Source organism: Mucilaginibacter sp. 22184 (assembly GCF_052045695.1).
Classification (GTDB): domain Bacteria; phylum Bacteroidota; class Bacteroidia; order Sphingobacteriales; family Sphingobacteriaceae; genus Mucilaginibacter.
Genome location: NZ_JBQEPI010000006.1, coordinates 339,864 through 354,234, shown reverse-complemented (window position 1 = coordinate 354,234; position 14,371 = coordinate 339,864). Strand labels below are relative to the sequence as shown.

At 44.3% G+C, this 14,371-nt stretch carries 10 protein-coding genes; 5 read left to right on the top strand and 5 right to left on the bottom strand.

What is annotated here, in order from left to right; all coding sequences use genetic code 11:
- Window positions 1-88: 88 nt before the first annotated feature.
- From ACTJKG_RS15410 to ACTJKG_RS15400, 3 genes are all read left to right on the top strand, one after another.
- A complete protein-coding gene (locus ACTJKG_RS15410) occupies window positions 89-3,538 on the top strand; it encodes a TonB-dependent receptor (RefSeq protein ID WP_440739738.1) in 3,450 nt (1,149 codons plus the stop codon).
- A gap of 39 nt (window positions 3,539-3,577) precedes the next feature.
- Entirely contained in the window at window positions 3,578-5,320 is a 1,743-nt protein-coding gene (locus tag ACTJKG_RS15405) for a RagB/SusD family nutrient uptake outer membrane protein (protein WP_440739737.1), read from the top strand.
- 144 nt (window positions 5,321-5,464) lie between these two features.
- Entirely contained in the window at window positions 5,465-6,439 is a 975-nt protein-coding gene (locus ACTJKG_RS15400) for a family 43 glycosylhydrolase (RefSeq protein WP_440739736.1), read from the top strand.
- Window positions 6,440-6,464: 25 nt separating this feature from the next.
- Here the strand turns inward: ACTJKG_RS15400 and ACTJKG_RS15395 are convergent, their stop codons facing one another.
- Window positions 6,465-8,456 (bottom strand): HRDC domain-containing protein, encoded by a 1,992-nt coding sequence (locus ACTJKG_RS15395; RefSeq protein ID WP_440739735.1) that lies wholly within the window; start codon window positions 8,454-8,456, stop codon window positions 6,465-6,467.
- Between the two features lie 86 nt (window positions 8,457-8,542).
- Here ACTJKG_RS15395 and ACTJKG_RS15390 point away from each other — a divergent pair, with 86 nt between their 5' ends.
- Entirely contained in the window at window positions 8,543-8,839 is a 297-nt protein-coding gene (locus tag ACTJKG_RS15390; RefSeq protein ID WP_172337393.1) for a hypothetical protein, read from the top strand.
- Window positions 8,836-9,306 carry a helix-hairpin-helix domain-containing protein gene (locus tag ACTJKG_RS15385; protein ID WP_440739734.1) on the top strand — a complete coding sequence of 157 codons (471 nt, stop codon included), beginning with the start codon at window positions 8,836-8,838 and terminating at the stop codon, window positions 9,304-9,306. The genes ACTJKG_RS15390 and ACTJKG_RS15385 overlap by 4 nt, the downstream gene beginning before the upstream one ends.
- A gap of 25 nt (window positions 9,307-9,331) precedes the next feature.
- Here ACTJKG_RS15385 and ACTJKG_RS15380 read toward each other — a convergent pair whose 3' ends face one another.
- The 4 genes from ACTJKG_RS15380 to ACTJKG_RS15365 form a co-directional block, all read right to left on the bottom strand.
- Entirely contained in the window at window positions 9,332-11,125 is a 1,794-nt protein-coding gene (locus ACTJKG_RS15380; protein ID WP_440739733.1) for a cytochrome c peroxidase, read from the bottom strand.
- Window positions 11,109-12,455 (bottom strand): phospholipase C, encoded by a 1,347-nt coding sequence (locus ACTJKG_RS15375; RefSeq protein WP_440739732.1) that lies wholly within the window; start codon window positions 12,453-12,455, stop codon window positions 11,109-11,111. The genes ACTJKG_RS15380 and ACTJKG_RS15375 overlap by 17 nt, the downstream gene beginning before the upstream one ends.
- A gap of 23 nt (window positions 12,456-12,478) precedes the next feature.
- On the bottom strand, window positions 12,479-13,276 hold the full coding sequence (locus ACTJKG_RS15370; RefSeq protein WP_440739731.1) for a polysaccharide deacetylase family protein: 798 nt from the start codon (window positions 13,274-13,276) through the stop codon (window positions 12,479-12,481).
- Between the two features lie 152 nt (window positions 13,277-13,428).
- Window positions 13,429-13,800 (bottom strand): hypothetical protein, encoded by a 372-nt coding sequence (locus ACTJKG_RS15365; RefSeq protein ID WP_172337388.1) that lies wholly within the window; start codon window positions 13,798-13,800, stop codon window positions 13,429-13,431.
- Window positions 13,801-14,371 lie beyond the last annotated feature (571 nt).

Genomic DNA, 14,371 nt, shown 5'->3' with positions numbered 1-14,371 from the left:
TTAACCCAAACTCATCAAAAGTATGAATTTAAATGCTTTTTCTATAGCTGGCCGTAAACAGCGGCTGCTTAAAAAAATTCTCCTGGTTATGAAATTGACCACCTTTATTCTGTTCTTAGGATTACTGCAGTGCAGCGCCAGCGCGTTCAGTCAAAAGATCAGCCTTAATGAAACCAATGCGCCCCTTCAAAAAGTATTGAAAAGCATTAACAAGCAAACCGGTTATGTTTTCTTTTACGACTCAAAAGATGTACGCAATAAAAATGTATCCATTAATGTAAAAGATGCCTCGCTTGATGAGGCCTTGAGCGCATGTCTTAAAAATATGCAGCTAACCTATAAACTGGTTAACAAAACTATCCTTTTACAGGAAAAGGAGACAGCACAGGCAAATGAGCCGGCAGCAGCGGTTGTTGCTATCCCGGTGAGCGGTCAGGTTTTTGATGAAAAAAACAATCCATTGCCTGGCGTAACCATAAAGATCAAAGGCGCTAATGGGGCGGCCATTACCGATATCGACGGTAAGTTTAAACTGGATGTGCCGGATAACAAAGCCATCCTGGTGTTCTCCTACATTGGCTTTACAACTGTTGAATTGCCCGTAGGGTCAGCATCTATGGCCGTACACCTGCAACCAGATCTTAGCAAACTAAGCGAGGTTGTCGTAGTAGGTTACGGTACGCAAAAGAAAGTGAACTTAACAGGTTCCATAGCCACAGTAAACAGCGACAAATTAGAGAACCGCCCAATGGTAAACCTGGGCGATGGCTTGCAAGGTCTTGTACCAAACTTAAATGTAAGTCTTGGTGGTGGCCAACCGGGTACAGCTGCAACATTCAACGTACGTGGTGGTACCACGCTTAACCTGTCGTCGCAGGCGGTGAGTACAACTCCATTGGTATTGGTTGATGGTGTTGCCCGTGACCCTAACCTGATTGATCCGAATGATGTGGCCAGCGTAACGGTATTGAAAGATGCTGCATCCGCGTCTATTTACGGCGGCAGGGCAGCCAATGGCGTGATCCTGATCACCACCAAAACAGGCAAAGCCGAGCCAACAAAGGTTAGTTATTCGGGTTCGTACACGATATCAAGACCTACGCGCCTGGTGCAGCAGGTAAACTCCCTGGAGTATATTAAAATGTTTAATGAAGCTAACCGCACGGGTCTAAAAAGCGGGGGGTATTCAACCACACCATTTACCGCGCTCGACTCTACCATGGCTACGGCTTATTTTAATGATCCGGCAAATAATCCTACTGGTTACCCAGATCCGGGCAATCCAAAAAGATACCGTTATGTGGGTAATACCGACTGGACAAAAGTACTATACCCAGGCTGGGCTCCGCAGCAGCAGCACAATGTATCGGTTTCGGGTGGTGAAGGTAAAACTTCGTTTTTGGGTAGCATGGGTTATTTCAGACAGGATGGTTTAGAGAAATCGGCCAACCAGGTTTATCAGCGTTATACCCCTACCATAAAGGTTAACTCAGACGTGGCCAAATGGTTAACGCTGGGTTTAAACATGAGCATGACGCATACCGATAATAACCAACCGGCAGCAACGCGTATAAACCAGGGCGGTGCATGGCTGTATTCCAACATCCCACCGGTAATGCCGGTATATAACCCCGATGGTAACTTTGCCGGTCAGGGTAATTACACCAATCCGCTGGCAGTTAATGCGCTGTCGGGCAGGGATATCGACTCGCAAAATGATTTCTGGACAACAGGCCGCGTGGTGATCAAACCCATCAACCACGTATCTGTAAATGTAGATTACACCTGGAATGCACTGAACGATAACCGCAAAGCCAACCTGATACCATTTAATGAGTATGGGGTTAATGGCGCGTTCCTGGATATTTATCCATGGACAAACCCATCGCAGGTTATCGAAAACAAAACCAACAATAATTACAACGCTTTAAATGCATTTGCCACATATGAAAACACCTTTGGCAAGCATTACGTTAAGGCCCTGGTAGGTTACAACCAGGAATATCAACACTATCAGTTAGGCAGTACGCTGGTTAAAAACCTCATCGATCCTAACCTGCCTGCATCGGGTATCAATAATGACCCTCAGCCGCAGGTGGGTAGCGTAGAGACCGAATATGCCCTGGTAGGTACCTTTTCAAGGTTGAACTATATTTATGATAATAAATACCTGGTCGAGATCAATGCCCGGTATGATGGTACATCACGTTTCCAGCCCAATAGCCGCTATTCATTCTCACCTTCAGCCTCAATAGGTTGGAATGTGGCCGAAGAATCGTTTATGGAAGGCATTAAAGGTACCTTGAATCAGTTAAAAATAAGGGCGTCATACGGTCAGTTGCCCAATCAATTGGTACCGGGTGTGGGTTCAACCGGGCAGATGCTGAATATGCTGGCCAGCTCCGTTGCTTCATCGGCCTATCAATATCCTTATATAGCTGTACAACAAACAGGTTTGGTTAATTACCTGCTGAACGGCCAGCAAGGTGTTATGGTAGCATCGCCGGGCCTGGTAAGCTCATCATTTACCTGGGAAAAGGTACAAACCAAAAATCTGGGTCTGGATTACTCCTTGTTTAATGACAAGCTGAACGGCTCGTTTGATTATTTTGTTACCAATATTAAAGACATATTGGTACCGGGACAGCAATTACCATCAACCCTGGGCGCGCCGGTTCCGCCAAGTAATTCGGCCAATGTAAGCTCACATGGTTGGGAATTTAGTTTGAACTGGAGAGACAAGATCAATGAGCTGAACTATAGTTTAACGCTGGGTCTGTCAAATACTTCCAACACCCGTGTAACCAAGTATAACGGTAACCCAACCAACAGCATCAATGATTTTATACAGGGGCAGGACCTGGGTAATATCTACGGCTATGTGAATGATGGTTTTTATAAAACCGATGCAGAGGCTGCCGCTGTAGATAACTCTGCCCTGGCCGGGTACAAATGGCTTGCCGGCGATATCAAATATAAAGACCTTAACGGCGATGGCAAGATAAACTATGGTAACAATACCCTGGGTAACATGGGCGATAAAAAGCTGATAGGCAACACCACGGCACATTACAAATTCGGGTTTAACCTGAACCTGTCATACAAAAACTTTGATTTTGCCACCTTTATACAAGGAGTATTAAAACAGGATTTTTATCCTAATGAGTATGTGTTCTATGCTTTCAGAGATGATGAATACAGTATCCCATCACAAATGACCACCAATTACTGGACACCTACTAATACCAACGCTTATTATCCGCGTATCAGGTTTAGTGGCGGCGGTAATGAACAGGCTCAGGATAAGTATATCCTGAATGCCGGTTATGCGCGGGTTAAGCAATTAACATTGGGTTATAGCCTGCCAGCCATGATGGTAAAAAATATTAAGCTGCAAAAATTAAGGGTATATGTAACAGGTGCCAACTTATTCACCTTTACCTCGCTCAATAAAAGCTATGATCCGGAAACGGCTACATCTTTTGGCACTTATCCGCTTAACAAATCATTGTCATTTGGTGTGCAGGCTTCGTTTTAATCAAAGCATAATAATTAAATGGGTTTAAAAATTACAACAATGAAAAATAAATATATCCTATATATAGCTTGTGCCGCATTAGGCATGGTTGCTTCCTGTAAACGGGAAAGCTTCCTTAACCGCACACCGAAGAGTGATATCATCCCGGAGAATTTTTTCAAAAATGAAACCGATCTGCAATTGTATTGCAACCAGTATTACCCGGCATTAACCATTCAAAACTTTTTGAAGCTGGACGATAACTCTGACGATAAAGCTAATGCAAGTATCAACGCTCTTTTGGCCGGTACTTACACCGTTCCCAGCACGGCTACGCATAATTATTCGGGCAGTACTACCTTAAATTTTGATTCCAATAATATTGGTGGTACCGTAAATGTTAACCAATCTGGTACCGACTGGGATTTTGCGCTCATCAGGGCTTGCAATTTCTTCCTGGCCAATTATCAAAAAGCCGCCCTGCCCGATGCCACTAAAAACATCTACGTAGGCGAAACCCTGTTTTTCAGGGCCAATGATTTCTGGAAAAAGGTAAAAGCCTTTGGCGATGTGCCCTATGTAAACCGTTATATTGTTGACACCTCCAAATCTGTACTGTACGGCCCAAGGATGCCGCACAAACAGGTAATGGATTCGGTATTAAAAGATATCAACTTTGCGGTAAACAACCTGCCGGTAACACCTGCCGATGGCCGTTTGGGTAAATATGCAGCCCTGGCTTTGAAAGCACGCGTTTGTTTATGGGAAGGCACTTACCGCAAATACTTTGGTGTGGGCGACGAAACCACTTACCTGCAGGCCGCCAGTGACGCCGCCGAGCAGATCATGAACTCGGGCTTGTATAAGCTTTACACCACCGGTAACCCGCAATCAGATTATTATAATTTATTTATACAAGACGAGTTAAAGGGTAATCCTGAAGCGATATTGCCGATGCGCTACCTGCAAAGTATATTGATGAATGGTATCGACCGTTCATTGGGCGAGGCTGGTGATGGCTACAGCAAGGATTTTGTAAACTCTATTTTGTGTTCAGATGGATTGCCAACCTCGCTAAGCCCGTTGTATAAAGGTGATGATACACCCGAAAACGAATCGACCAACCGCGACCCGCGTTATAAACAACAGATAGCAACCCGGGGCTTCGATTTCCTGGCCGGCGATCTGATCACCCTGCCCCGTATCGGTACTACAGTAACTTCAACCGGTTATCAGCCAATAAAGGGGCGTTCCAACAGCTTGGCAGCCTGGAACGCCAATGCGTCTGTTTATGATTTCTTTATTTTTCGTTATGCCGAGGTATTGCTGATTGAGGCAGAAGCGAAAGCCGAACTTGAACTGGCCACGCAAACAGTAATTGACAATACTATCAATAAACTGCGCGATAGGGTGGGTATGCCGCATATGATCATCGCCAACCTGGTTAAAGATCCTAAATCGAATTTTCCAACGCTGCCGGTACTCATTGATGAGATCCGTCGCGAGCGCCGTGTGGAGCTGGGATCGGAAGGTTTCCGCTTTGATGATATCAAAAGGTGGCATGCGGGTACGTTGATCAATAACCCCAACACTATTCTGGGTATGAAACTTACCCCTGCGCTGCGTACGCAATATGCCGCCGAAAATAAGGATGTCACCAACGTAGTTGTTGATGCCAATAACTATATCCGTATCTACCCCGGCACCACCACCCGCAGCTGGAATGATAAAATGTACTTGTTGCCCATCCCAACACAGGAGATTACGCTTAACCCAAACATTAAGCAAAACCCAGGCTGGTAACAGTATCTGAAGTATAGCACATTAAAAAATACACAGGCTTGTTTGATAACCCTTCGGGGCGAATCAACAAGCCTTTTTTATGCAAACTGGAATAGTTTTATTTATTGAAAATTAAGTGTAATTTAAACACTTTTTATTGGAAGAATGATACACAACAAGCCAATTACGTCGCTGACTTTATTTCTACTGTTATTTATTACAGCCTTCAATTGCCCGGCACAAAATAGATTCATTAAAAATCCTATTACAGAAGGATATTATGCCGATCCAACGGTGGTGAAGGATAAGGGGGTATATTATATTTATGCTACTATTGATCCCTGGGGTGCTAAGGAACTTGGAGTTTTAGAAACACGGGATTTTAAAACGTTTGTACGCAGGCATATCAACTGGCCAACCAAAGAGGCATGTACAAGTCCAACTTCTGGCGATGCCATGGTGTGGGCACCCTCGGTACGGAAGTATAATGGTAAATTTTACATGTACGTAGCCGTGGGCAGCGAGATCTGGGCGGGGGTAAGTGATAATCCGCTCGGTCCATGGAAAAACGCGAAGACTGATCATTCGCCCCTGATCACCAAAACCGATTTTCCAAAGGTGCATAATATCGATGCGGATTGTTTTATTGACGATAACGGCAATGCTTATTTGTATTGGGGCTCCGGGTTTAACTGGGTAAACGGGCACTGTATGGCCGTTAAACTAAAAAAAGATATGGTGAGCTTTGATGGCGCCCCAAGAGATATCACACCGCCCCATTATTTTGAAGCGCCTCATATGCTAAAGCGAAACGGCATATACTATTTGATGTACTCTTATGGAAAAGCTATCGACGGCACCTACCAGGTCAGGTACTCAACGGGCAACACCCCTTTTGGGCCATGGACGGAAGGCCCCCATGACCCGATACTTTCTACCTCACCAGATAGTACCACCATGGGGCCAGGGCATCACACTGTTTTTAAAGAAAAAGATCAATATTATATTTTATATCATCGCATCCATCCGCAAAAAGAGCAGTACGTGCTGAGAGAGCTATGTTTAGATAGCCTGAATTTTGATAAAAAAGGCGATATATTAAAAATTAAGCCATCAGGCGTACATTCCTTTATTAAATAAAAGATTTTAGATCAATGCCACTGGCTTAAAACAAACTAACCTGTTCGGTTCCGGGGCTTTGTAACTCATGCTGATAGGTACGGATCAAACCGATCAGTTCCGGTCCATATTGCGTTGCTTTCTGCATCCCAATGCCTTTGATGCTGCTAAGCGCTTTAAGTGTATCCGGTAGTTTTTCTGCTATAGCCAGCATCGTCTTTTCAGAAAGTACCATGTTAGGCATGATGTTTTCCTTGACGGCCATTCTCTCCCGCCACTCCAGTATTTGTTCGTAAAGCTTTTCATTGGGCGGTGCGTTCAAAGCTTTCAGATAGGAGCGGTCATGCGTTTTAACTTTGTCTTTAGTCTGTTCCAGATAGGCGGCCGCTGTAAAAGGAGTCTGCGCGAAGTATTCCATTAGCCGGATACGGTTCATTAACCAAACCATGAGTTGATCAGCCTTTTTAGCTAATTCTTTTGATTGCCCGATGAGGTCTGGCAACAGTTGATGCAAGCTTCCGGTAGCCGCGGTCAGTTTTTCAAGGAAATAAGTGGCGGCCTGTACACTGCGTTCGATATTGAGCTGTTTGGTGAATTTGGCAGCAACGCTGATAATGTCTTTTTCCAGGTCGGGGAGTAATATCCTGAAGCCCTTGATCCGGGTTTCCAGCGCAGCGAAATTAAATAACTCGCCAAGCAAATACTTTTCATAAAGCACCTGGTCGCGCCGGAGTGTGTCTGCATCGGGCGTAGTCAAAGCAGCCTGCTCATTAAAACGGATAACCGCCGGATCGCCAATAATATTATGGGCGCTTATGGGGTTACGTAATACCATGCCCGATAAAGTACGGCAACGACTCAGCGCAACATAGGCCTGCCCCGAAGCAAAAGCCTCACTCACATCAATAATGGCTTTATCAAAAGTTAAGCCCTGGCTTTTATGGATAGTGATAGCCCAGGCCAGTTTTAAGGGGATCTGTGCAAAACTGCCGGAATTGCTTTCACTGATAGCCTCACCGTCTAGTTGATACTTTACATTTGTCCATTCCGCGGCTTCTACCTCAATCTCTTTATCATTAGAGTTGCATTGAACAAATACGGTATTACCCTCAACGCGACTAACGGTACCAATCTTGCCATTATAATACAGCTTTTCGGCCGAACCATCATTTTTTACAAACATAACCTGCGCACCAATCTTGAGTTTAAGCTTAGTTTCGGTAGGGTAGGCATCTTTGGGAAAATCGCCGCGTATGGTGGCTGCAAATTCAAATTCCTGCCCCTGCAGGGCTTCCAGGAATTCGGTATTTACTTGTTGGGCAATGCTGTTGTGGGTAGTCAGGGTAATATAGGGATCATCGGTGGCTGGCCGAAAGTCGGGCACGTAGCGGGCATTCAATAATCTTAAACTTTCCTCGCTGATCTGCTGGTTGCGCACTTCATTCAGGATATCAACAAAGGCTTGTTCTTTTTGGCGATAGATATGGTTCAGTTCGATGCGGACATAAGCGGCCTTTTGCATAGCCAGCGCGCTGAAAAAATAAGGGGTGGCATAGTAACGACTTAATAACATCCATTCATCATCGCGGATGATGGGGCTCAGCTGTGAAAGATCCCCGATCAATAATAGCTGTACGCCACCAAAAGGATGGGGCGATTCTTTAACGTTCCGCAGGATGAGGTCTATCTGGTCGAGCACATCCGGTCGTACCATACTGATCTCGTCAATGATCAGCAATTCCAAATTATCCAGTAACTCCTTTTTTTCCGGGCTATAATGAACGTCGGGCCGGTCATTTCCACCGGGTAAAAGAGGTCCGAATGGTAGCTGGAACAGGGAATGGATGGTCATCCCACCCGCGTTAATAGCTGCCACACCGGTTGGCGCCGCTACGGCCAGTTTCTTTTTTGAGCTGAGTTTTAAATTTTGCAGAAAAGTGGTTTTACCGGTGCCCGCCTTACCTGTAAGGAAAACAACCGTATTGGTTAATTCCAGGTAATCGGCGGCCAGTTGCATCGCGGGGTTAAGTTCAGTCATTCGTTTACAATAATAACATTAGCTTCTGATATATTAAATCATAGATGGTAAAGTTAATACTAAAAATATTAGTATTTTATTTATCTTTGAAAAAATTAGAACCGTTAAAAATGATCACGCACAGCTATCTGACCAGGGAGGCTAAAGCTTTTGTAAAGCGTATCAATGGCCCCGACGAAATTATACGGGTAGTGCCAGACCAGCCGCCCGGCAAAGTAGCCCAATGCTACCAGCTGTATACTGCTTTTGAAGAAAGGCCCGACAATCTGGGTCGCATTTTATTTGATAAGCAGGGGTATTGGATATATGACGGCGACTTGTTAACCGTTGAGGAGCAGGAACAACTGGCCAATTTTATCATCAATTATATAGAAAGGTTATGAAAAAAACGATTAACTATAAATTGACTCTGGCAGAAAAGCAATTACTTAAAGCTAAAAAGATAAGCCAAAAGCTATTGCAGGATTATGCGCCTGATGAGATTGCCACCTTGTTGGAAGCTTCGCCTCAACGCGCCAGGGAATTAAGTGCGCTTGCAGAATTTCAAAGCATACCCTCGCTGGGTATTAACTTTGCCGAAGAGCTCATCAGCCAGGGATATTATGCACTGGAGCAACTCAAAGGGAGATCGGCTGTAGAACTTTTTGATGCCTTTGAACAGCATTGCGGTACCTGGGCCGATCCTTGTGTGGAAGATTCTTATCGTTTGCTGGTGCATTATATCGAAAACCGCGACGGCAGTAAACGCTGGTGGGATTTTACCGCTGAACGAAAAGCTTACCGCGAAAAACATGGATTCCCCGCAAACCGCCCGCAGAAACCCTGGTACCAGGGTGGAAAGAATATATGATAAATTTACTACATCTGGATTAAGCTTATTGGTGGTTACTCAGTGCTTTTATGAAGGCAATCAGGTCCTTTTTTTCTTTTGAGGTAAGCTGTAAATGATCCGGAGAGAGTGTTTGGTTTGGGATCTTTAAACCCATGCCCGCACCGCCGCCCTGGTCATAAAAATCAATTACATCCTCAAGCGTTTTGTAGGTACCGTTGTGCATGTATGGCGCGGTTTCGGTTGTGTTGCGAACCGTAGTAACCTTAAAGGCGTACCGGTTAAATTCCATTGGCTGTATGTTGAACAGCCCACGGTCAGGGTCGATGATTTTGCTTGTTTTGGTTTTGGGCACGCCGATAACCTCAGCATCCATCTGCATATATCTTGGTGGGAGGGTACCGTTAAATAAGGGCAGGTAATGACAGGTAGAACAGCGGGCTTTCCCCATAAACAGGTTAAATCCATTGATCTCCGTTTGATCAAGCATTTTTTGATTGCCCCGCATATATTCATCAAAACGGCTGTTCAACGCCGTGAGGCTGCGGATATAACTGGCCAGCGCGTTCATAATTTCAGCGGTATCAATAGCAGTTCTGCTTTTAGCCGGGAAAGCATTGGTAAATAAATCGCGATAGGTTTTATCCCGCCAAATATTTTGACTTAAAAGCTGGATGTCGCCGTGCATTTCATCGCGGTTATTGATCACATCCTTCACCTGGGTTTCAAGTGAGGCAGCACGCAGATCATAAAACTGTGCTGGCTGTAGCGCGGCGTTGATAAGCGTTGGTGTGTTCCTTAAAATTGTTTTTTTGCCGCTGATATCCAGGTTTTTGGCCAGCCCATCCGTAAAAGCTTTATCCGGCTGGTGGCAGGAGGCGCAGCTGCGGGTCATGGTACCCGAGAGCCGGGTATCAAAGAACAGCTTTTTGCCTAACGCGATTTTTTGTTCAGTTGCCGAGTCTTCAGGCGCATTGATATAGGCGTTGCGATTAAAAGCATTGCTGTTAAATAAGGTTGCCGCATCCTGGTTCAGCAGGCGGTTATAGCGGATATCTGGCAGCTTTAGTTGTTGATGTAAAGAAGTAAGTTCCCGAGTCAAAGGATTTGCATAAGCGGTAAGAAATGCTGCCCGGTCAAAACGATCAAAAGTCACCGGGTTGGTAAGATAGCGGATTGCCCGTGTAAAACATCCCTGCAAATGGCTATCATCTTCCTGCACATAATGCAGGGTGACTTCTTGGGCACTGTTCAGGGCAGCGGCCGATTCCTTAAAACATTGCCGGGCAAAGGGATCATCAAAATCATTCAACCCTAATGCTTCCACCCGGAAAACTTCCAGCTTTATAGCATCCATAATCTGCCAGTCCTGCAAATGAGCATGTATAAAGTAGTGCCGGTACTCATCGGCATTAACCATAAGCTTGGCCAGCAATATAGTTAGCTGCTTTTGGCTGGAAACGCTGGGTCGCGTGAACAGTAACTGCTCTATTAGCTGCAAACCTTCGGGTAGAATAATTTGGCCGTTGAGCTCTGTTTCGGGCATGGGTGGTCCATTAACCTGCCTTGAGGTTAAGGGGGAAAAATATTCTGCCGCCCATTCCAACCGTTTATAGGCCAGGCGTGCTTCCCTTAAACGCTGTTGCCGGGCAAGACTATTGCCGGGCCTGACTACTGTAGTTTGCAGCCGGCGTACTGTTGTTAAAAAGCTATCAGCCTGTGTGAACAGCTTTTTGCGGATAAGCTCAGCTGTAGTATCCGGAGGGTTATGAAAAGCCAGCAGGCCGCATCCCATAATGAATAGCAGGCCTGCTGTGATAACTTTAAAAGTTGAACGCATGACTTAACGGATCGGCATGCTGATCGCGGCTGGTAAGCGGCTTTAGTCCCCATCGTTTTTCAATAAAAGCCAGAACACTCACTGTTTCATAAGGCGTATGATCTACATAGCCCTTTTTGGCAAAAGGCGAAATGATCAATGCCGGGATGCGGGAGCCAGGGCCCCATCTGTCGATCACCGGAGGAGCCACGTGATCCCAGAATCCGCCATTCTCATCGTAAGTTAAAATGATCACCGTGTTTTTGGCATTGGGCCCATTAAGTACCGCGTTGATCAATTCTACCGCGTGGCTTTCACCACCCTTAACAGTTGATTCGCCTGGGTGCTCATTTTCCAACCCGATTGGTTTTACAAAGGATACCGCCGGTAGGGTACCTTTTTTAGCTGCTGCTATAAATTCGGTTTCATCCCTCAAATGTTTTTTTCTTGCCGCTGTGCCTACCGCGTACCGGGTAAAATAGGCAAAGGGCTGGTGGTGGTAAGTGAATGTAGGATCGGGTTTTCCGGCTACGGCATTATCCCATCCCCCGGAATACCAGGCCCAGGAAATACCTTTGTCTGATAATCGGTCGCCAATAGTAGGCCCGTTCTGGTTGGGTACCAAATATGCCGGGTTAGATCCTTTGGGATGAAGATTTACCGAATTGGCCGTGTTAACCGCATAGCCATCGGGCGTCACTATGCCATCCTTAATCAGTTTACCTGATTTATCCAACTGGGCCGTAATATCCTCCGGAGCATGTGTAAATACCGGCGAAGCAGCCGCGATAAGCCACTGATGATTGAGGAAAGATCCGCCGAAGGCACTGTGGAAGAAATGATCGCAAAGCGTATATTTTTTTGCCAGATCATATAGCGGCAGATCTGCTGTGTTATAATAGCCCATCGTAAGACCTTTGGTATTATTATACTGCGCAAACTTATCCATTTTACCGCCATTGATCTGCATTTGTTCGTGGTAAAAAGCATGGGTTACATCGGGGGTAACCTGGTCTGAGGCTACATACTGATCGATATTAAAATAAGTATTGGGCAGGTTTGTAGGGAAAGCGCTGCTGCGTGGTATAGGCGGTAGTACCGGATAAGGCTTGTTATCTGCATCTAATTGAATGATGTTTTCCTGTTTAGCCTCTGCTAAACCATCTGCCCCCTTAAATTGTCCGTATAGGTTGTCAAAACTATGGTTCTCCATATAAATAACAACCACATGCTGCACCTTTTTAATACCTGGTGCTTCAGGATGACGATAAGCCGAAACGCCGAAGAAGGTGACAACTGCCAAAGCCGCCGGGATAAATAGGTATTTGTTATTTGGGAATATCTTTTTCATGATTTGTAAATAATGTATTGATTTTAAAGTTTTTGTGCTTTTAAAGGGATGCGTTTATTGATGTAATCCATGGCCTGCTGGAAAGTAGTGATCCATGTTTCTTTTTGTTGTGTTTGAAGGTATCGCATCAGTTGCCGGTGGGCTTCAGCCGAGATGGTGATATAATCGCCGCCTACGCCATGGATCATCAGGATACCTAATCCGCCGCCTCGTTGTACCTTTTTTACAAAAGCGATCAATTGCGCGCCGCTTTCGCCGCCTTCCAAGCCATATGACGGAACCCGGAAAGGATCCAATCGTTTAAAGTCGGTAATAAAGGCTGTGGAATCGCCTCCGGCCCGGGCATATTTAACCAAAGTATACTTTCTCAAAGAATCTACATAGTCCTTTCCGCCCAAAGTAGTTTCGGCACAGGGGTAGGCGAATGTCCTTTTGGTTTTCCCGTCCACGGCATATAAAAAGCGGTCCATAACCTCAATTTCGCGGATGATCTGGTATGCAGTATAATGATCTGATGGCACCGGATTATCGTCGGTGCCTGCGCATGGATGAAAAACCGTATGATTACCCAGTTCAAAACCATTTTTGCTTAAGTTTCGCCATTGGGGTATCGATAAGCTGTCAATATCACTGGTGAGAAAAAATGTGGCTGTTAAACCTGCTGTTTTGAGTTGCGGTACAGCAAATTTTAATTGCGAAGGCAGGGCATCATCATAAGTGAGAATTATAGCCGACTTTTTACCGCCGGGCCATTTGATCTGTTCCTGTGCCCGTACCATGAGGCTTCCGGTCAACAAAAAAATAAAGAAAATAATTTTCATATAGTACAGAAAGTTAAAATAGTTTAACAACGATAGCATAAAAGCAATACAGGCTCAATAATGCTCATTGTTTAGGCTCTTCGCGCTTACCCGACCAGTTAATTTACCTGGCGAATAAACGAATACTGGCTAAGTTAAATTTTAGTGATCATTCAGATCCGCAGACAGGATAAAAGACCATATCGCTGATTTCCATACCGGTTGCCTAATATGACGGATGTTAAGCCGGTGAAGATCACCAGGTAAAAGCCGGAAACTGGCAGTGCGTTTTTTACTTGAAAAAAAGATAAGGGATTTACAGGAATCCGGAAGCTGAACTTTTTGTGGTGGGTTTCCGCTGCAGCAATTTCCCTGTATTCATAATGCTCTTCCTTTTTCTTGATAAGGCGCTGAAGCAAACTGGTTTTAACAGGGTTTTTATCCTTAATGCTGTGCCCGGTTAGGTGGTAGACCAGGTAGGGCCGGATCAGGAGCATGAGCACCGATAGACTGAAGAATATGATATTTATCGATTTTCTGCTCATTTAAATAGCTATCGTCAAGGAGTACAATATTAAGGTATGTTGCTGAAAAAACAAATTGTATTGATATAACAATGAGAATTGGCAGCGTATCTGCAGGTAGCTAAAAGTAGCGGAGGTTAATTTAATAATGTATACTATGTATATAGATTTAATAGATTTTTATATATTTACAGATATGTTTGTTCTTACCATTTGATTTTATAATTCGGAGAAGAATAAGATAGCTGAACTGGTAAGTTACGCGCTGTATAACTGTTCTTGCTAAATTATATAATTTATTTAACGTATTTTTTGACTTTAAATTAAATTACATATAATTTTTATTGTGATAATGGATAAATTTTTCATTTATATATGATTTTAGTATAAAAATTACTAATTTATGCATTGATTTTTAATGAATTTTTATTTTGATATAAAAATTGTGATTTATATTTAATCATACTGGTTTAATTTTAGTCTTAAACTTGGTATGGCGTAATATTTTGTATGATATGTTACCATAATTTAATCATAACACATCTTTTTAATACTATCATCTATGATGCCTTGTCTTTTACAATCCCCGCAA

Coding starts and splice junctions, on each gene's coding strand:
- ACTJKG_RS15365 (WP_172337388.1), bottom strand. CDS start 13,800: ATGAGCAGAAAATCGATAAATATCATATTCTTCAGTCTATCGGTGCTC.
- ACTJKG_RS15375 (WP_440739732.1), bottom strand. CDS start 12,455: ATGAAAAAGATATTCCCAAATAACAAATACCTATTTATCCCGGCGGCT.
- ACTJKG_RS15395 (WP_440739735.1), bottom strand. CDS start 8,456: ATGACTGAACTTAACCCCGCGATGCAACTGGCCGCCGATTACCTGGAA.
- ACTJKG_RS15400 (WP_440739736.1), top strand. CDS start 5,465: ATGATACACAACAAGCCAATTACGTCGCTGACTTTATTTCTACTGTTA.
- ACTJKG_RS15410 (WP_440739738.1), top strand. CDS start 89: ATGAAATTGACCACCTTTATTCTGTTCTTAGGATTACTGCAGTGCAGC.
- ACTJKG_RS15380 (WP_440739733.1), bottom strand. CDS start 11,125: ATGCGTTCAACTTTTAAAGTTATCACAGCAGGCCTGCTATTCATTATG.
- ACTJKG_RS15385 (WP_440739734.1), top strand. CDS start 8,836: ATGAAAAAAACGATTAACTATAAATTGACTCTGGCAGAAAAGCAATTA.
- ACTJKG_RS15405 (WP_440739737.1), top strand. CDS start 3,578: ATGAAAAATAAATATATCCTATATATAGCTTGTGCCGCATTAGGCATG.
- ACTJKG_RS15370 (WP_440739731.1), bottom strand. CDS start 13,276: ATGAAAATTATTTTCTTTATTTTTTTGTTGACCGGAAGCCTCATGGTA.